Origin of the sequence: Kribbella hippodromi (assembly GCF_039531045.1) — a bacterium.
Lineage (GTDB): Bacteria > Actinomycetota > Actinomycetes > Propionibacteriales > Kribbellaceae > Kribbella > Kribbella hippodromi.
Window position 1 is genome coordinate 18138 of sequence record NZ_BAAAPH010000021.1, and the last position, 18363, is coordinate 36500.

Below are 18363 nucleotides of genomic sequence, written 5' to 3' on the forward strand. Positions count from 1 at the left end.
CTTCCGCTCCCGCTCCCGTTGTCGGGATTGCGTCCGACGCGACCGCTTCCTGCCTCGCGCCTGCGGGTGCGTGATGCGGCGCGGTGTCCGTCGGGGCCACATGTGCGGCGCCTGCCGGGATCGCGTCGGCTGTGCTTCTGGGCGTTGGGTTGGCTGCGGCGGTGCCGTCCAGGGAGTGGTGGCAGGGGCAGTCGGTGTCGGGGAGGTGGTGGATGACGGTTTTCAGGAGGTCTTGCAGGCGTTCAATGCTGTGCTTGAAGGCTGCGAAGACCTCCGCCTGGGTCACGCCAGAACCGGTCTCGACGCCGGCGTCGTGGTCGGTGACGACGGCGATCGACGTGTAACAGAGCGCAAGTTCGCGGGCGATCGCCGCCTCGGGCGCGCCGGTCATGCCGACGACCGACCAGCCCTGCGCGGCATGCCAGCGCGATTCGGCGCGGGTTGAGAACCGGGGTCCGTTGATCACCACCATGGTCCCTTCGGGTACGACGTTGCCAGCGGCAATCACAGTCCTACGGCCGGTCGGACAGTACGGATCGGCGGCTGAGGTATGGACAACCGGCGCACCGTCGTACACGGTCTGAGCACGACCCCAAGTGCGGTCGACGTACTGATCCGGGACGACGAACGTACCGGGCGTCAGTTCGGGGCGGAGCGATCCGACCGCGCAGGGGGCGAGCACTTGGCGTACGCCGAGCTCGCGCAGCGCCCAAAGGTTCGCCCGGTAGTTGACGCGGTGTGGCGGGTACCGGTGGTCCGCGCCGTGCCGAGGGATGAACGCGACCTGCCGCCCGCCGAGTTGCCCGACGACCGGGTGTTCGCTCGGTGCGCCGAACGGGGTGTCGAGCGGAATCGTCTCCACATCGGACAAGAACGAGTAGAAGCCGGACCCGCCGAGTACGCCGATATCAGCCATGGTCACGACGCTAGTGCTGGAGCCGGCTGTGGTAACCGGATCCGGCTGGACCGTCAGCGCTCCGTAAGGGGTGATCGAATGGGGCTGTGGAGATCCCCTGGCTGCTGGTCGCGATCGGCGTGGTGCTGTTGCTGTTCGGCGCGTACGCGAGCTGGACTGCCGGCCGCTTGGACCGGTTGCACGCCCGGGTGGACCTCGCGCGCGCCACGCTGGAGAAGGAGCTGGCGCAGCGGTCCGCGCTGGCGGCCGAGGTGGCTGGTGCTGGCGTACTGGACCCGGCGTCGGCGTTGTTGCTGCTGGACGCCGCGCACCACGCGCGCGCCGCTTCGCACGATGCGATGGAGGTACGTGAGCAGGCGGAGTCGGCGCTGACGCGTGCGATTCATGCTGTTGGTACTGAGACCGAACCGTGGGCCGGTGAGCTGAACCTGGCAATGCGCCGCGTGCAGCTGGCCAGGCGCTTTCACAATGATGTGGTGGTCTCGACGAGGGACCTGCGTCACCGGCGGCTGGTCACCTGGCTCCGGTTGGCAGGGCGGGCGCCGATGCCAACCACCATCGAACTGGAAGACAGCAACTAGCTACTGGGCAGCTCGGCGGCGGCGCCGAAGGTGAGCGGTCACGGCTCGGACCAGTTCGATCAAGAGGATGCCGACGGCGCCCATCGCCAGACCGCCCAGGACCCGGTGCGTACTCACCTCGAGCAGGAAGATCCCGTGGCCGATCGGCGGTACGAGCACCGCGATCGCCGCCAGCGCAGCCATCGTCGCGACCAGCCCCGTCTTCCACAGATTGAACGGGCGCGCCTGGATCGACAGCGTCCACAGCGACACGACAAGTACGACGACCGTTGTCACCGTACGCGCCTCGGCCACGCTCGCACCGCTGTCGAACACCCGCACCAACCGGTACCCGGCGAACGCGCAGATCGCGGTGACCACACCGACCGGCACCGCGAACCGCAACACCCGCCCCAAGAACCCCGGCACATACCGCTGCTTGTTGGGCGCGATCGCCAAGAAGAACGCCGGGATCCCGATCGTCAGATTGGAGATCAGCGTCAACTGAATCGGGGCCAGCGGGTACGCGACGAAGGTGGTCGCCGTGATGACCGTCAGCAGCAGCGAGTACACGTTCTTCACCAGGAACAAACTCGCCGCCCGCTCGATGTTCGCGATCACCCGGCGTCCCTCGGCGACCACGTCCGGCAGGTGCCGGAACTGCCCGTCCAGCAGCACCAGCTGCGCCACCGCCCGCGTCGCCGCCGAACCGTTGCCCATCGCAACCCCGATGTCGGCGTCCTTCAACGCGAGCGCGTCGTTCACGCCGTCACCGGTCATCGCGACGACATGCCCGCGACGCTGCAACGCCGCGACCATCGCCCGTTTCTGATGCGGACTCACCCGCCCGAACGCCGACGACCGATCCAGTACGTCGGCCAGCTCGTCAAGATCTTCAGGCAACGTACGGGCATCAACCGCATCGTCCGCGCCCTGCACACCCGGTACACCCACCGCAGCCGCAACAGCACCGACCGTACGAGGGTTGTCGCCGGAGATCACCTTGAGCTCGACACCTTGCTCGGTGAAGTACTGCATCGTCGGCGCCGCATCATCGCGAATCCGCTCGGCAAGTACGACCAGCGTGACCGGTACGAGCTGCTCCGGCAGCTGATCATTGTCCTGTGCAGCGCCCCGGGCCAGTACGAGGACCCGGCGCCCTTGTGCAGCGATCTCATCGGCTTGTGCGCGAGCGTCCGCAGTCGCCGCGTCGTCCGTACGCGTCAGGACCATCTCGGGCGCGCCAAGCACCCACGTTTCGGTTGCCGTGGTGACCGACTGCCACTTGCGCGCCGAGGAGAACGGTACGCGGGCCAGTGCGGTCAGCGAGGTGGAGGCGTACGAGGCGGCGATCGCCTGCCCGGTAGCGTTCGGCCGATCGCTCACTGCGGCCAGCGCAAGCGCCTGCTCGGTCCTGTCGTCCGCCGCGAGCGGTACGAGGCGGTCCAGCACGATCTCACCGCTGGTGAGCGTGCCGGTCTTGTCCAGGCACACCACGTCCACGCGAGCGAGTCCCTCAACCGCGGGCAGCTCCTGGACCAGTGTCTTGCGACGGGCCAGCGTAATGATCGCCAGCATGAACGCCAGCGACGTCAGAAGCACCAGACCTTCGGGAATCATCCCGACCAGCCCGGCGACCGTACCGGTGACAGCCTCCTGCCAGGTCTTGTTGTCCTTGCTGCGGAACTGTGCCCAGAGCAACAACGGCCCAACGATCAACAGGATCAGGGAGATGCGCCGCAGCAGCAGTGTGGTGCCCGCAACCAGCTCGGACCGAGTCACCTGGTACTTGCGCGCCTCGGACGCCAGCTTGGCGGCGTACGTCTCCGCACCCACTGATGTCGCCGTGAAGTCGCCCTCGCCCGCTACGACGATCGCACCGGACCGCACCTCGTCACCGGGGCGCTTGTGCACTGGATCGGATTCACCGGTCAGCAGCGACTCATCCAGCTCCAGCCCCTCGGACCGCAGTACTGGTCCGTCAGCCGGCACCTGGTCGCCACTGCCGATCCGCACCAGGTCGTCCTGCACGACCTCGTCGATCCCTACTTCACTGACTTCACCGTCCCGCACCACGCGGACATGGGTGACGTTCAACAGAGCCAGCCGGTCCAGTGTCCGCTTGGCCCGGACCTCCTGGAAGATGCCGATCCCGGAGTTGGTCAGGATGACCAGACCGAACAGAGCGTTCTGCCAGCTGCCGGTGGCGATCACAGCGACTAGCAGCGTACCCAATAGGCCGTTGAAGAAGGTGAAGACGTTCGCGCGGACGATCTGCCCGAACGTACGGCTCGTGCGTACCTGGATCGCGTTAGTCCGGCCGGCCGCGACCCGCTCCGCCACTTCCGTGGCGCTCAGCCCACGACCCATCAGACGTCCTCCTCGGTAGCGGGGGCGGGCGCGCACCACAGTACCGGGGTGATCGCGGCGGATGTCGGATTGAATGGGTCCGTGGAACAGATGTCGGCGGACAGGTTCGCGGAAGAGACGGAGCAGTATCGGCATGAGCTGCGGGTGCACTGCTACCGGATGCTCGGTTCGTTCGACGACGCGGAGGACATGGTCCAGGAGACCCTGCTGCGGGCCTGGCGTGGTCGTGACAGCTTCGCGGGGCGGTCCTCACTGCGTACGTGGCTGTACCGCATCGCTACGAACGTGTGCATCGACGACGTACGTAGACCGCGCCGCGTACTGCCGTACCAGCTGGAGCCAGCTTCATTTCCTGCTACCGCTCTACCGGCGCGGGAGGACGTGCCGTGGCTACAGCCCTTCCCGGACGTGCTGCTTGACCGGGCCGAGGAACCGGACGCGGCAACGATCCGGCGCGAGACAATCGAGTTGGCGTTCCTCATTGCGATCCAGCACCTACCTGTACGTCAGCGGGCCGCACTGATCCTGCGGGACGTACTGGGGTGGTCTGCGCGCGAAACAGCTGAAGCGGTTGAGCTGTCTGTCGCGGCAGTCAATTCGGCTCTGCAGCGTGCACGTCCGGTGTTGCGCGAGCACCTTCCACCGCACCGCACCGAGTGGTCGGCCACTGGTGCTACTGCAGCGGAACGGGAGCTGCTGGAGAAGTACATGTCCGCCTGGGACGCGGCAGACCCATCAGCGCTAGCAGCCCTTATGCATGACGACATCCGCATCACCATGCCGCCGTACCCGTTCTGGTTCGCCGGCCGCGTCGATGCGCTGCGCTCGCTGATCCCGAACCTCGACCCGGCGTACCGCGGCCACTGGCGGTTCGTCCCCACCTCGGTCAACCGGCAGCCCACCCTCGCCGCGTACCTCCAGCCCGCGGGCGCCACCACGCACCGCCTCTTCGCCCTCGACATCTTCCGCCTGGAGCAGGGCCTGATCGCCGAAATCACCGCCTTCGAAACGACGGACCACATCCGCTACGGACTGCCCGAAACGGTGTGAACGACGGCTGTGGTGGGGGCAACCTCCCCGAGACCGTTTGAACTACTTTGCGTCGGCGTAGGTCTGAACGGTCGCCGTGGTGAAGGCGAAGTTGGTCGGCGTCGAGCCAAACGTAAGCGTCCCGGCCAGGTCGCTGGCCTGCTGAATGGCAGCGGTGACCTGTTCAGCTTCATCGGCCGGGCAGTGCACGATCACCTCGTCATGCTGGAAAAACACCAGCTCAGCGGTCAGACCAGCCAGCGCCTGCCGCAGCGCAGCGAGCATCAGCAACGCCCAGTCCGCGGCAGACCCCTGCACCACGAAGTTGCGAGTGAACCGACCCCGAGCACGTGCATGCCGCGGATCCGTCGGCGGCACCTCCGTATCCGGATCATCCAGCAGCACATCATCGAGCCGGTGCCCGGCCGGCGGACAAGTACGGCCCAGGTACGTACGAACCAAGCGGCCGTCTTCCCCAGCGCGCGCGGCCGCGTCCACGTACTCAACCGCTGTGGGGAACCGTTTGCGCAGCATGGCGAGGTTCTTCAGCCCGTCGCCCGATGTCTGCCCGTAGATCGCGCCGAGAACAGCCAGCTTCGCCTGCGCCCGGTCGCCGGAGAACGCCCGGTCCGACACCGCCTTGTAGAGATCGCCGGGATCGCTCGCGACCTCCATGAGCGCGGGATCCCGGGAGATCGCGGCCAGGATCCGCGGCTCGAGCTGGGACGCGTCCGCGACCACCAGCCGCCAGCCGGGATCGGCGACGACGGCACGCCGGATCACCTTCGGGATCTGCAGCCCGCCACCACCGTTGGTGATCCAGCGCCCGGACACCGTCCCACCTGGCACGAACCCGGGCCGGAAGCGCCCGTCACGGACCCAGTCGTTCAGCCAGCTCCAGCCGTTCGCGGTGTAGATCCGGTAGAGCTTCTTGTACTCCATCAGCGGCGCGACGGCCGGATGATCCAGGTGCTCGAGCTCCCATTTCCGCGTCGACTTCACCTGGAACCCGGCCTGCTTGAACGCCTTCAGCACATCGGCGGGCAGCTCCGGCCGGACCCGATGCCCGAACGCCGCGGAGATCTCGTCGGCAAGCTCGGTCAGCCGGCGCGGCTCGCCCGTACCGGCAAAGCGTTCGCCGAGCAGCTCGCTCAGTACGGCGCGATGCTCGTCCGCGCTCCACGGCAGCCCGGCCAGATCCATCTCGGCGGCGATCAGCATCGCCGACGATTCCGATGCCGTCAGCAACCGCATCCGATCCGGGTACTCGGTGGTGGTGTGCCGCTTCAGCTGGTCCGCGTACACCCCGAGGAGGGCTTCGAAGGGGAGTGGTTCGGCGGGGATGTCGAAGAGCGACGACTGATCGCCTGGTACGACCGCACGCAGCGGGGGATCGGCCGGTACCGGAGCGCCGGTGAGCCGCGCCCACGCCGCCGCGGCCGATCGCGGCTGGCCGAGCCGGCCGGCATGACCGAGCAGCAGGCCCTCGGTGTTCTCGATGTCGTAGCAGCGCTCGACCCGAACGCCCGCGGCGAGCAACCGCGGGTACACCTCAGCCGTCGACCGCCACACCCACCGCGACACCGACGGCCGCGACGCCACCGCCGCCACCAGATCCGCCTCGTGCAACACCTCCCCAGCAACCGACCCGTCCCCACGCAACCGCACCAGTACCGCGCCCCGACCGCCCTCCGGCGCGATCGCCCACCTCTCGTCCACGCCCTGATCCTCACACCCCGCCCCGACACTTTGAGAACCCACCGCGCGTTTTCGCTGCCGGAAAGTACGTGGTGGGTTCCCAAGGTCGGGTTGTAAGGCCAGTTGTGGCACGCTGGACTTATGTGGCGGGTGGGGGATCTGGACGGGACGGACGGGACGAAGACCGAGCAGGTCGAGGGGCTGGTGCTGCGGCGGATCGAGCGGGGCGAGCTCTCGATCGGCTCGCGGCTGCCGTCGGAGCGCGTACTGGCGGAGCGGCTTGGGGTGAGCCGGGTCACCGTGGTCCGCGCCCTGGAGAACCTGCGCCGCGACGGCGTACTGGAGACCAAGCGCGGTTCCGGGACCGTCGTACGCCCACTGGATCGCCTACTCGACCCTGTCGCGCCCGTGTCCACTGTCACGCCAGGAGATCAACCAGTACTCGACCTCCGCTTCGCTACTACTGCTGCACCACATGACGTAGCGGAGGCGGCAGCGCAGATCGTCGAGGACGGGCTGCCGCAAGCAATGGGCGGCGACGGACCGCCACCGGGTGGCTCCCAGGAGCTGCGGGTAGCACTAGCCGAGCGGTTGACCCAGGAGGGCGTACCGACCGAGCCGAGCCAACTTACCCTCACTGTCGGCGCAGCAGCCGGTCTGAACGCCGCACTGGCCGGACTGGACCTCGGACCGGGCGTAGCGATCACCGAAAGCCCTACGTACCCAGCTGCCTTCGATCTGTTGCGCAAGCACAGGCTAGACGTCGCCGGTTGGCCCGCGGGGGTCTGGGACACCGACCAGCTCGCCCATCTCTGCAGACGGCACCGCCCGAAGGTCATCTATCTGCAGGCGGACAACCACAACCCGACTGGCCTTAGCCTGCCCGCGGACCGGCGTACGGCAGTAGTGGAGATCGCCCGGCGCTATGGAGCTGCACTGATCAGTGACGAGACGATGCGGCCACTGTGGTTGGCTAATGGCAAACAGGCCGAGCCGCTGAGCCGGTACCCGCGGACTGTCAGCGTGGGCTCGCTGTCCAAGACAGTGTGGGGCGGACTGCGCGTTGGATGGGTACGCACCGGCAAGCAGCTGAGGCGGCGCATCAACACGGCCGCACAGCTCAGTGTGGCCTCACCAAGTGCGCTGGACGACCTACTGGCACAGGCGATCATTCCGAAGCTGGACAAGGTCATCAGCCGGCGGCGTACCAGACTGCGCGCCAACCTGAACGCACTGGAGACAGGGCTCAGGTCACTCGACGGTGTGGTGTGGCCAACCCCTACAGGTGGCATGACGCTCTGGCTGGAGCTCACCGAAACCAGAGCACGGCGCGTACTGGAATCTGCCCGTGAACAAGGGCTTCTGCTCGGTGCGGGCGACCTGTTCACACCGGACGGTACTGATCGGCGGCACATCCGGATCCCGTTCACCGCGCCGCCGGCCACGCTCCGCCTGGTGGTCGCGCGGTTGGGTGCCGCGATCAGTCAGTCCACTTGATTCAGAGTGGACTGAAGATCGGTGCCCGAGACCTCCTAACCTGGACGGTGAGGACAGCCCACCAGGAGGAGTTGCAGTGACCGAGAACCAGATCCCGCAGAGCACGCCCGAGACCGGCACCGCGACCGGTACCGCGAAGGTCAAGCGCGGGATGGCGGAGATGCTCAAGGGCGGCGTGATCATGGACGTCGTCACGGCCGAGCAGGCAAAGATCGCCGAGGAGGCCGGCGCGGTCGCGGTGATGGCGCTGGAGCGGGTTCCGGCCGACATCCGGGCCCAGGGCGGCGTGTCCCGGATGAGCGACCCGGACATGATCGACAGCATCATCGCCTCGGTCTCGATCCCGGTGATGGCCAAGGCCAGGATCGGGCACTTCGTCGAGGCACAGGTGCTGCAGAGCCTCGGGGTGGACTACATCGACGAGTCCGAGGTACTCACCCCGGCCGACTACGCGAACCACATCGACAAGTGGCAGTTCACCGTGCCGTTCGTCTGCGGCGCGACCAACCTGGGCGAGGCACTGCGCCGGATCACCGAGGGCGCGGCCATGATCCGCTCCAAGGGCGAGGCGGGTACCGGTGACGTGTCGAACGCGACCACGCACATGCGCCAGATCCGCCAGGAGATCCGCAAGCTGCAGAACCTGCCGGAGGACGAGCTCTACGTTGCGGCGAAGGAACTTCAGGCCCCGTACGAGCTGGTCAAGGAGGTCGCCGCGCTCGGCAAGCTCCCGGTCGTCCTCTTCACCGCCGGCGGCATCGCCACCCCCGCCGACGCCGCCATGATGATGCAGCTCGGCGCCGAGGGCGTCTTCGTCGGCTCCGGCATCTTCAAGTCCGGCAACCCCGCCCAGCGCGCCGAGGCCATCGTCAAGGCCACCACCTTCCACGACGACCCCGACGTCATCGCCAAGGTCTCCCGCGGCCTCGGCGAAGCCATGGTAGGCATCAACGTCGACGAAATCCCCCAGCCGCACAGGTTGGCCGAGCGCGGCTGGTAAGTCTCGCTACGAGGCCTCATCGTCCTGACGCCGTCTGGCTTCCCGGCGGCGCAGGACGGACGGTGGGCGCCAACCGTCGGCTCGGCCAGGCGGATTCGGGCATGGACAGGCCGGCTGCTCTTGTCAGTCGCCGCCGAGCTGGAATTCGTAGGCCTGTCGCACCAAACCCATGACGTAGGGGAAGTCCGACGCCTCGTCGAGTCCGACCTCGGCGTTGCCGTTCCACCAGTGCCCCCGGCCGGTGACATCCCAGGCGAGCTTGCGTTCGTCGTGCAGCGCTTCGAGAGTTCTCGCCGGCCGGCGGCAAGAGATTCGGGTGGTCTTCGATCGAGAAGCCTGTTTCCTGCCAGGGTTCCTCGAACTGAGCGCGGACCTCGTCGCTCAGGATCGGCCTGGCCCAGATGGTCGACGCGACCTCGGCGAGGCGTTCGGCGCGCGACTGGATGGCCGCCGCGTTCCACTCCGCGAGTTGCCCGAGGCCCTTGTTGAGCCGAAGTGGGCTGTCCTTGAACCCACCTTCCATGTCCCGCTTGACCGCGAATGGGTGATCGCTGTACTCGGAGTTGTAACCAGTCAGCGTCAGGTTGCCCAGCGTATGCAGATAACGGGCCTGCACATCGGCCCAGTCGTCGCCGAGAGCTTGGCGCCACTCCGCGGAGAGGTTCTCGTTCTGCGGAAGGATGTGCTCGATCGTGTAGTCCTCGATGGCCACATGCCCCTTCCGCTGATGGTTCTCCAGGTGCCGCAGGAAGTACGAGCGGCGCTTGAAGCGGTACAGATCGGCGCTCTTCAGCGCTTCCCGGAATTCGTCGTCCGTGGGAAAGCTGCGATAGTTCTTCGAGAAGGTCGCGCAGGTCGTGTTGTGCGAGTTGGTCGGAATGCGGCTGGGTACTTCGCGTACAGATATTCCTGCTCTGCCGGCTCGAGACCCATCAGCACGAAGTTGCGGATTGTCTTGCGAGCGATCGAGCCGGATGTCGACGACCACGAGCTTGGCCAGGCCCCGGCAGATCGCGCCGAGATCTACTGTGGGCCGTTGTAGTTGCGCTTTGAAGTACGCGTGATTGGCCTCGATCCGTCTGCGGGCGGGTGGAGAGCTCCTCGGCAAGGGCGGAGATAGATCGGGATGACAAAACTGACTCGCCTTGGCCAGCAGGTCGAGCAACTTGGTCTCCGGCGCCTTCACCGGCTGCCCCTCCAGATGCTGTGGTTGCCCGGCAGCTCCGGCCAACCTTCCCGTACGTGATATCCCCGGTCAAGCACGGCGGCCGAGACCCGGAGCACCAGCCGAAGCAACCACCCACACAGACCGCTTGACGCGCGACCGGCGGCAGGATTTGCACGTCGGTTTCTTCACGCTCGTGGTCCCGTCAGGATCGAAGTACCGGCCACACTTACGGCACAACCGAAACCCCGCCTGAATGCCGCATCGCAGGCACAACCGATATCGGCCGTAGCGGTTCCCGGTCGCGCACGCCGCACAACGCTTCGGGCTTGGCTTCACTGACTTCTTTCGGGGCGTTCGCTTCGTTTGCCGGCCGCTTCCTTGCTGAGCCGCCGGCTGACGCCGCCGCTTCTTGGCTTCACGCTTCCTGAGTCCGTGCGCGCACTGGGACTCCGGAAGATCACACAAAACGCAGTACTTGCCTGCAGCCATCGCCCGCCCCCAGGGTGTTCCGTCCGTTGTCCGCCTATCGCTGCGCACCTTGCGGCCGTTACGACCAGCCGTGGCTGGGTGATTACACCCGAGCTAGGTCACGAAATGGGATCGGATTCGGCGCGTCGGCCCGCGCTGCCGGTCCAGAACGGTAAGCGTTGAGTCGTGGATTGCGGAAGTCGTTCGCCGCGCAGCCTTTGGTCACAGGCAGATCTCTCGCTGCCGGGGAGACTTGACGCCGGGCGATTTTGGTCAAGACAATGCGTAATGCCTCGGGGCGCAGTGTGGCGGAGCTTGCAGGCCTGCTGCCGATCGGGTGGCTGGAACCTGGGCGGCGGGCCGCGGCGCGTGCCGGTCGCCGAGGACGGACGGGGGACGCTGACCACCAGGGGCGGGCGTCATCAGCACCGTCGGGAATCGAGCGAGAAGAGGCGGGACCAATGAGCGAGACCAGCAAGATCGGGCGACGGAACTTCCTGCGGGGGAGTTTGGCGGCGGCCGCGGTGCTGCCCCTGAGCGGCACGCTCGCCAGTTGCGCGAGCAGTGGCAACTCGAACAGCAACAGCTCCTCGGGCGGAACGAAGAGCGACAGCAACCCGTTCGGGATGGCCGACAAGTCGACCGTGGACGCGGTCATCTTCAACGGTGGTTACGGCTTCGACTACGTGACGTTCGCGGCCAACATCGCGCAGCAGAAGCAGTCCGGCTCGACCTTCAAGGTCGCGCCGTCCACGCAGATCGCGCAGCAGCTGCAGCCGCGCTTCGTCGGCGGCAACCCGCCGGACCTGATCGACAACTCCGGCGCGAACCAGATCGGCTTCAACACGATCCTGGACCAGCTGGCGACGCTCGACGACGTCTTCGAGGCGAACAACTACGAGGGCAAGAAGATCGCCGACACGCTGTACGCCGGGGTCAAGGCACCCGGTACGTTCGGCGACAAGTTCGTCGCGATCAACTACGTCCTCACGCTGTACGGCCTGTGGTACTCGGACAGCCTGTTCAAGGCGAACGGGTGGGAGCCGCCGAAGACGTACGAGGACCTGCTCGCACTGGGCGCCAAGGCGAAGGCCAAGGGCAAGTACCTGTTCGTCTGGGGCAAGGAAGCCGCCACCTACTACCAGACCCTGGCCGTCGACTCGGCGATCAAGGAAGGTGGCGACCCGGTCCGGCTGTCGCTCGGCAACCTTGAGGCCGACTGCTGGTCCAAGCCGGAGATCCAGGGCGTCTTCAAGGCCATGGAGACGATGGTCAAGAGCGGGTACTTCGTGCCGGGTGGTGCCGGTACCCAGTTCACCGCCGCGCAGGCGAAGTGGAGCAACGACCAGCAGGCGATCCTGTACCCGTCGGGGTCCTGGATCGAGAACGAGATGAAGAAGGCCACCAAGGCCGGCTTCGACATGAAGGGCATCCCGGAGCCGACGCTGACCGCGAGCCCGAAGCTGCCGTACACGTCCCTGCGGAGCGCGGCCGGCGAGCCGTACATCGTCCCGGCGAAGGCCAAGAACGTGGCCGGAGGCAAGGAACTGCTGCGGGCGATGCTGTCCAAGGACGCGGCGACCAACTTCTCCAAGACGCGGCTGGCGCCGACGATCGTCAAGGGCCTGGTGCCCGCCGACGGCTTCGGCTCGACCGCGCTGCAGTCGCAGACGCAGATGCTGGACGCCGCCGGCACCGACGTCTTCGACTACCAGGTGTTCAGCCTGTACGGCATGAACACCGACCAGCTGGTGGTCTGGAACTCGTTCCTGTCCGGTCAGGTCGACGCGGCCGGCCTGACGAAGGGCCTGCAGCAGATCACTGACAAGGTGCGCAACGACAGCTCCGTCAAGAAGATCCCGGTCACCAAGTGACCACGACGCAAGACGTCGTCCCGGGTGATGGACCCAAGCGGTCCGTCACCCGGCGGCGCCGGCCGCTGACCTTCGACCGGGTCAGCTTCATGGTGGTGTTTCTCGGGCTGCCGCTGGCGATCTTCCTGATCTTCGTCATCTCACCGTTCGTGCAGGCGCTGTACTACTCGCTGACCGACTGGTCGGGGTTCAGCTCGGGGATGAACTTCGTCGGCTTCGACAACTACGTGAAGCTGTTCCACGACGACATCTTCTTGCGGGCCGTCCGCAACAACGTCGAGCTCGCGATCGTCGTACCACTGGTGACGATCGTGCTGTCGCTGACCCTGGCCACGCTGGTCACGGTCGGCGGTTCGGGTACGGGTACGGTCCGCGGACTTCGCAACTCCGGGTACTACCGGATCGTGTCCTTCTTCCCGTACGTGATCCCCGCGATCGTGATCGGGCTGATCTGGGCGCAGGTGTTCACGCCGGGCTCGGGCATCCTGGACGCGGTACTGTCCAAGATCGGACTCAGCCAGTTCGCGAACTACGCCTGGCTGGGTGACGCGCGGACCGCGATGCCGGCCTCGATGTTCGTGATGATCTGGGGCGGCGTCGGTTTCTACATGGTGCTGTTCATCGCCGCCATCCGGGGCATCGACCCGGAGGTCTTCGAGGCGGCCCGGATCGACGGCGCCGGCCGGTTCCGGACCGCGATCTTCCTGACCGTGCCGCTGATCCGCGACAACGTGCAGACGGCGTACATCTATCTGGGCATCGCCGCACTGGACGCCTTCGTCTACATGCAGGCACTGAACCCAGGTGGTGGCCCGCAGAACTCGACACTGGTGATGCCGCAGCAGCTGTTCACCACTGCCTTCACCAAGGGCCAGTTCGGCTACTCGACGGCGATGGGCGTGATCCTGGCCGCTGTCACGATGCTGTTCGCCCTGCTGGTGTTCCTGGTGAACCGCCTGACCGGCGGAAGTGAGCGGAAAGTGAAGGTGCGCCGATGACAACCACTGCCGGCCAGGCCGACGTGGTCGTTGGCTCCACCACTTCCGGGAAGGGCGACCGGGAGGGCAGGGGTGTTGCCACTACTGCCCACATCGCCCTGATCCTGTGGTCGCTGCTGGTGATCCTGCCGCTGATCTGGACGTTGCTGTCCTCGTTCAAGTCGACGCAGGAGATCCTCGGCAACCCGCTGTCGCTGCCGAGCAAACTACGGTTCGGCAACTACGCGAACGCCTGGACCACGGCCGGCATCGGCCAGTACTTCCTGAACACGGTGATCGTGGTCGGGTCCGCGCTGGTGCTGGTGATGGTTCTCGGTGCGATGTGCGCGTACGTACTGGCCAGGTTCCAGTTCTTCGGCAACCGGGTGATCTATTACTCGATGCTGGCCGGGCTGACCTTCCCGGTGTTCCTGGCGATCGTGCCGCTGTTCTTCGTACTGAAGAATTTCGGGCTGCTGAACACGCTGCCCGGGCTGATCATCACGTACGTGGCGTTCGCGCTTCCGTTCACCGTCTTCTTCCTGCACTCGTTCTTCAAGGCCCTGCCGGGCGAGGTGTACGAGGCGGCGCAGATCGACGGCGCGGGGGAGTGGCGGTCGTTCTTCTCGGTGATGTTGCCGATGGCCCGGCCGGGCATGGCCTCGGTCGCCATCTTCAACTTCCTCGGGCTGTGGAACCAGTTCCTGCTGCCCGTCGCCCTGAACACGAACTCGAACAACTACGTGCTCTCTCAGGGCATGGCGTCGTTCGCGTCGCAGGCCGGTTACGCGGTGGACTTCGGTGCGCTGTTCGCGGCCGTGGTGATCACGGTGGCGCCGGTGCTGGTCGTCTACATCTTCTTCCAGCGCCAGCTGCAGGTGTCCGTGACTGCCGGAGGCGTGAAGTAGGCAAGGGCGGCTCGACTACGCTGATCACCATGCACGTGGATGAGCGGACCGCAAGGGAGTTGCGCGGCCTGGCCCGCGTTCTGGTGCGATCCGGGTACGCCGACCATGCAGCGATCACGGCTGCGCTGACGGAAGCGGTCTCGGAAGACGCACCGGCGATGGACCCGGACGCACTGGTACCGCTGCTGATCGGTGAGGCCGTGATGGACCTCTCCGAAGAGGCAAAGGGTTGGCCGGAGACGACCGACCCGGACCGGTTGGACGCAGTACTCGACGAATTGCAGCGGCTCGGACTGGTGGTGGTTCGGTACACATCGGACCACCACGCCGCCCGCCAGGCACTGGAAGCGGCCGACCAGCCGCAGGGACTGGTGTTCTTCACCGACACCGACGTCTGGCACGCGGTCGACTTCGGCATGTTGGAGCTGAAGCTGTGGCATCCCGACACGGCCAATGTCGCGCCCGGTGAGCCGCTGCTGGAGGACGTGCTGGCGCTGCTGCGGCAGCACGACCTCCCCGCCGCCTTCGACGAGGGCCGCATCGAGGTGACTCTCGAGTGGCACCGCCGGGTGACGCTGTGAAGCCCGTGATCGGGGTGTTCGCGCTGCAGGGGAACGTCCGCGAGCACCTGGCGATGCTGACCGCGGTCGGCGCCGACGCGCGTCCGGTACGGCGGGAGTCCGAGCTGGCCCAGGTCGACGCGATGGTGCTTCCGGGCGGCGAGTCGACCACGATGTACAAGCTGGCCCGCTCGTTCGAGCTGTTCGAGCCGTTGCAGAAGCGGATCGCGGACGGGATGCCGGCCTTCGGTACGTGTGCCGGGATGATCATGCTGGCGAACGAGATCACCGGCGGGATCGAGGGGCAGGAGACGCTCGGCGGGCTGGATGTGACAGTCCGGCGGAACGCGTTCGGGCGGCAGGTGGACTCGTTCGAGGCGGACCTGGAGTTCCCTGAGCTGGGGCCTTCGTTCGACACTCCGTACCACGCTGTGTTCATCCGGGCACCGTGGGTGGAGCGGGTCGGTGCGGACGTACAGGTATTGTCGACGGTGAGGTCGGGTCCCGCGGCAGGGTGGGCTGGGCTGGGGCCGGAGGCAGAACGCAGTAGGATCGTCGCGGTTCGCCATGATCGGTTGCTGGCCACGTCGTTCCATCCGGAGATGACCGGGGACGCCAGGCTGCACGGCTACTTCGCCGAGCTGGTCCGCGGCCTCTGAGTCAGTAGCAGCGGTAGAAGGGTTGGGTTTGCCATGTCGGGCCACTCCAAATGGGCCACCACGAAGCACAAGAAGGCCGTCATCGACGCGAAGCGCGGCAAGCTCTTCGCGAAGCTGATCAAGAACATCGAGGTGGCCGCCCGGATGGGCGGTGGTGACCCCGGCGGGAACCCGACGCTGTACGACGCCATCCAGAAGGCGAAGAAGTCCTCGGTCCCGAACGACAACATCGACCGCGCCGTCAAGCGTGGCTCGGGCGCCGAGGCCGGTGGCGCCGAGTACCAGACGATCATGTACGAGGGCTACGGCCCGAACGGCGTGGCGATGCTGGTCGAGTGCCTGACCGACAACCGGAACCGGGCCGCGGCCGACGTCCGCACCGCCATGTCCCGCAACGGCGGCTCACTCGCAGACCCGAACTCGGTCGCGTACCTGTTCAGCCGCAAGGGCGTGATCGTCGTCGCCAAGGACCAGGACGGCAAGTCCCTGTCCGAGGACGACGTGATGGAGGCGGTGCTGGAGGCCGGCGCGGACGAGGTGAACGACCTGGGCGAGTCCTGGGAGGTCGTCACCGAGGCCACCGACCTGGTCCCGGCCCGGTCCGCGCTGCAGGACGCCGGCATCGACTACGAGTCCGCCGACGTGCAGTTCGTCCCGTCCCAGACGATCGAACTGGACGCGGACGGCGCCGGCAAGATCTTCCGCCTGATCGACGCCCTCGAAGACAGCGACGACGTCCAGAACGTGTACGCGAACTTCGACGTCTCGGACGAAATCATGGCCGAGGTCGGCTGACCTCCACCCTTCGCCGAGGGCCTCCCCGGGCGACCGGAGAGGCCCTCAGCCGTGCAAGGCGACTAACGATGCCTTGGGCAACAAAGCGCACCGGTTTGCAGTGCGCAGGATTTGCAGTGTCCACATCCGCCACGAGCTGCACCGTGAACGGCCTACAGGTAAGGCGATCCGGCACCCAGGCTCGACTGGACGACTCCCGCCAAGCTGATCGTCGACCGATGCACAACCGACGCCGAGCCAGACGCCCGACCAGCCGCCGAGTGATACCCACCGAGACGACCAGCAGTCCGCCGGGTGATGCCGAGCAAGACTCCCGACCAGTCGTCGGATGGTGCCGAGCGAGGCGCCTGACCAGTCGTCGGGTGGTGCCGTGCGAGGCGCCTGACCAGTCGTCGGGTGGTGCCGAGTGAGACGCCCGACCAGCCGCCGAGTGATGCCGAGCACAGCCCGCGATCCGCCGTCGGGTGATGCCGAGCGAGACGCCCGATCGGCCGCCGAGCGATGCCAAGCGATACGGCCCGCGATCTGCCGTACGGTCGACCAAGACCACCGGCGTACCCGGCCCCTCCACCCGTTCGGATTCGGCAGCTCGACAGTACGTATGTGCCCACTGAGCCCTCGCCGACGCCCTCCTGAGCCTGCCGATCGCCCCATCCAGCCGACACCTCCTGTCGACCTGCCGCCCTATCGCCCCGTCAGAAGGCGATCCAGCGCTTCAGGGACGGTCAGGTCGGGGACTTCCACCCGCTTATCCGAGATCGCGCGCCGCAGCAGCGACAGGTCGAGGCCGGCCGGCGCGATAGCGCGGAGAGTAGCCGCCAACCGGTCCTGCTGTTCCCGAGCGACCATAGTGGCGAGCTGGACCTCGACCGGAACCGTCGGCACGGATTGCCCGCCACACGACAGCACCTCCCGCTCACCCCAGACCAACGGCGAACGCGTCTCGAGCATCAGGCCGTCCACGGCAGGCGCGTCGATATGCGCGAGCTCGACCTTCGTCCCACCGACAATCCACCGCCCAAATGTCCACCGCTCCCCACCCACGCCGAAACACATCACCGGCTCCTCCAGAGTGCTCACCCAGACCCCGGCCCCTTCACCCGCCAAACCACCCCCTGCACGACTCCCTGCACCACCCCCTGAACCATCCCCTGCACCACCCGCCGCCCCTCGGCCGCCCGCCCCAGCCGAAACAACCCCACCCGCGCCCGCCCCAGAGCCACCCGCAGCCAGCGAACCGCAGTCGCCAACCCTCGACGAACCGGAGCCACCTGTGGTCGGCGAACAGGAGGTGCTGGTACTCGGGAGAGCGGCCGCGCCCGTGCTTCCCGGAACGGAACTGCCCGCCGTTGGCGGCGCGGAGCCTCCTGTGGTCGGCGGAGTGGAAGTGCGTGCTGTCGGGGGCGTGGGGGTGCCTGTAGCCGGCGGAACGGAGGTGTCCGCGCTCGGCGAGGTGGAGGCACCTTTGGTTGGCGTGCTTGGTGTGGTTGGCGGAGTGGAGGTGTCGACGTTCGGGTGAGCGGAGGTGCCCGGGGTCGGCGGACTGGGAATGCGTGTTGTCGGCGGGGTAGAGGTGGGTGGAGTCGGTAGTACGGCGGCGGCGCGGGTGATGTCGGTGGCGGTGCGGACAGCGATGTCAATGTCGCCCGGGACGATCGCCACGCCGCGCAGGGCGGTCGCCGCGCTGCCGAGAAGCATCCAGTCGATCCGGTCCCTGTTGAGCAGTCCGGCGACGGTGGCCAGCGCGACAGTCCAATCAACACCCATGCCCGCGAACATAACCGCCACCACCGACACCCACCGCGTCCCACCGAGACGCCCCGCCCTCAACCGCGTCCCACCGAGACGCCCCGCCCTCAACCGCGTCCCACCGAGACGCCCCGC

At 66.9% G+C, this 18363-nt stretch carries 16 protein-coding genes; 11 read left to right on the plus strand and 5 right to left on the minus strand.

Going from position 1 to position 18363, the window contains the following annotated elements:
• Positions 1–916: S-methyl-5'-thioadenosine phosphorylase (locus tag ABD260_RS28045; protein WP_344238121.1), on the minus strand; the 916-nt coding region annotated here is incomplete at its 3' end.
• Between the two features lie 86 nt (positions 917–1002).
• Here ABD260_RS28045 and ABD260_RS28050 point away from each other — a divergent pair.
• Positions 1003–1497 carry a hypothetical protein gene (locus tag ABD260_RS28050; RefSeq protein WP_344238123.1) on the plus strand — a complete coding sequence of 165 codons (495 nt, stop codon included), beginning with the start codon at positions 1003–1005 and terminating at the stop codon, positions 1495–1497.
• Here the strand turns inward: ABD260_RS28050 and ABD260_RS28055 are convergent, their stop codons facing one another.
• The gene (locus ABD260_RS28055) at positions 1498–3846 is read right to left on the minus strand and encodes an HAD-IC family P-type ATPase (RefSeq protein ID WP_344238125.1); all 2349 of its coding nucleotides are present in this window, start codon (positions 3844–3846) and stop codon (positions 1498–1500) included.
• A 90-nt stretch (positions 3847–3936) separates the two neighbouring features.
• Here ABD260_RS28055 and ABD260_RS28060 point away from each other — a divergent pair, with 90 nt between their 5' ends.
• On the plus strand, positions 3937–4896 hold the full coding sequence (locus ABD260_RS28060) for an RNA polymerase subunit sigma-70 (RefSeq protein WP_344238380.1): 960 nt from the start codon (positions 3937–3939) through the stop codon (positions 4894–4896).
• Between the two features lie 42 nt (positions 4897–4938).
• On the opposite strand, the gene ABD260_RS28065 is transcribed toward ABD260_RS28060, so the two are convergent.
• Positions 4939–6594 carry a bifunctional 3'-5' exonuclease/DNA polymerase gene (locus tag ABD260_RS28065; RefSeq protein ID WP_344238127.1) on the minus strand — a complete coding sequence of 552 codons (1656 nt, stop codon included), beginning with the start codon at positions 6592–6594 and terminating at the stop codon, positions 4939–4941.
• Positions 6595–6714: 120 nt separating this feature from the next.
• Here ABD260_RS28065 and ABD260_RS28070 point away from each other — a divergent pair, with 120 nt between their 5' ends.
• Together ABD260_RS28070 and pdxS are read left to right on the plus strand one after the other, a co-directional pair.
• Positions 6715–8070, plus strand: coding sequence for an aminotransferase-like domain-containing protein (locus tag ABD260_RS28070; protein WP_344238129.1), 1356 nt, complete (start codon positions 6715–6717; stop codon positions 8068–8070).
• Between the two features lie 76 nt (positions 8071–8146).
• Positions 8147–9070: a pyridoxal 5'-phosphate synthase lyase subunit PdxS gene (gene pdxS, locus ABD260_RS28075; RefSeq protein WP_344238131.1), complete on the plus strand. Its 924-nt coding sequence runs from the start codon at positions 8147–8149 to the stop codon at positions 9068–9070.
• Positions 9071–9086: 16 nt separating this feature from the next.
• Here pdxS and ABD260_RS28080 read toward each other — a convergent pair whose 3' ends face one another.
• On the minus strand, positions 9087–10256 hold the full coding sequence (locus tag ABD260_RS28080; RefSeq protein WP_344238133.1) for an HNH endonuclease family protein: 1170 nt from the start codon (positions 10254–10256) through the stop codon (positions 9087–9089).
• Between the two features lie 911 nt (positions 10257–11167).
• On the opposite strand from ABD260_RS28080, the gene ngcE reads away from it, so the two are divergent.
• From ngcE to ABD260_RS28110, 6 genes are read left to right on the plus strand one after another with little or no spacing between them, the layout of a single operon-like run.
• The gene (gene ngcE / locus ABD260_RS28085; protein ID WP_344238135.1) at positions 11168–12580 is read left to right on the plus strand and encodes an N-acetylglucosamine/diacetylchitobiose ABC transporter substrate-binding protein; all 1413 of its coding nucleotides are present in this window, start codon (positions 11168–11170) and stop codon (positions 12578–12580) included.
• Positions 12577–13578 carry a carbohydrate ABC transporter permease gene (locus ABD260_RS28090; protein ID WP_344238137.1) on the plus strand — a complete coding sequence of 334 codons (1002 nt, stop codon included), beginning with the start codon at positions 12577–12579 and terminating at the stop codon, positions 13576–13578. The genes ngcE and ABD260_RS28090 overlap by 4 nt, the downstream gene beginning before the upstream one ends.
• Positions 13575–14465, plus strand: coding sequence for a carbohydrate ABC transporter permease (locus ABD260_RS28095; protein WP_344238139.1), 891 nt, complete (start codon positions 13575–13577; stop codon positions 14463–14465). Before ABD260_RS28090 ends, ABD260_RS28095 begins: the two co-directional genes overlap by 4 nt.
• 29 nt (positions 14466–14494) lie before the next feature.
• On the plus strand, positions 14495–15046 hold the full coding sequence (locus ABD260_RS28100) for a DUF6891 domain-containing protein (protein WP_344238141.1): 552 nt from the start codon (positions 14495–14497) through the stop codon (positions 15044–15046).
• Positions 15043–15684 (plus strand): pyridoxal 5'-phosphate synthase glutaminase subunit PdxT, encoded by a 642-nt coding sequence (gene pdxT / locus ABD260_RS28105; RefSeq protein WP_344238143.1) that lies wholly within the window; start codon positions 15043–15045, stop codon positions 15682–15684. The genes ABD260_RS28100 and pdxT overlap by 4 nt, the downstream gene beginning before the upstream one ends.
• A 33-nt stretch (positions 15685–15717) precedes the next feature.
• Positions 15718–16479 (plus strand): YebC/PmpR family DNA-binding transcriptional regulator, encoded by a 762-nt coding sequence (locus ABD260_RS28110; protein WP_344238145.1) that lies wholly within the window; start codon positions 15718–15720, stop codon positions 16477–16479.
• A 684-nt stretch (positions 16480–17163) separates the two neighbouring features.
• On the opposite strand, the gene ABD260_RS28115 is transcribed toward ABD260_RS28110, so the two are convergent.
• Entirely contained in the window at positions 17164–17559 is a 396-nt protein-coding gene (locus ABD260_RS28115; protein WP_344238147.1) for a hypothetical protein, read from the minus strand.
• A gap of 307 nt (positions 17560–17866) precedes the next feature.
• Here ABD260_RS28115 and ABD260_RS28120 point away from each other — a divergent pair, with 307 nt between their 5' ends.
• On the plus strand, positions 17867–17998 hold the full coding sequence (locus ABD260_RS28120; protein ID WP_344238149.1) for a hypothetical protein: 132 nt from the start codon (positions 17867–17869) through the stop codon (positions 17996–17998).
• Positions 17999–18363 lie beyond the last annotated feature (365 nt).

Bases quoted from the DNA above. Each gene is read 5' to 3' on its own strand.
- ABD260_RS28055 (WP_344238125.1), bottom strand. From the start codon at position 3,846: ATGGGTCGTGGGCTGAGCGCCACGGAAGTGGCGGAGCGGGTCGCGGCC.
- ABD260_RS28060 (WP_344238380.1), top strand. From the start codon at position 3,937: ATGTCGGCGGACAGGTTCGCGGAAGAGACGGAGCAGTATCGGCATGAG.
- ABD260_RS28070 (WP_344238129.1), top strand. From the start codon at position 6,715: ATGTGGCGGGTGGGGGATCTGGACGGGACGGACGGGACGAAGACCGAG.
- ngcE (WP_344238135.1), top strand. From the start codon at position 11,168: ATGAGCGAGACCAGCAAGATCGGGCGACGGAACTTCCTGCGGGGGAGT.
- ABD260_RS28095 (WP_344238139.1), top strand. From the start codon at position 13,575: ATGACAACCACTGCCGGCCAGGCCGACGTGGTCGTTGGCTCCACCACT.
- ABD260_RS28100 (WP_344238141.1), top strand. From the start codon at position 14,495: ATGCACGTGGATGAGCGGACCGCAAGGGAGTTGCGCGGCCTGGCCCGC.
- ABD260_RS28110 (WP_344238145.1), top strand. From the start codon at position 15,718: ATGTCGGGCCACTCCAAATGGGCCACCACGAAGCACAAGAAGGCCGTC.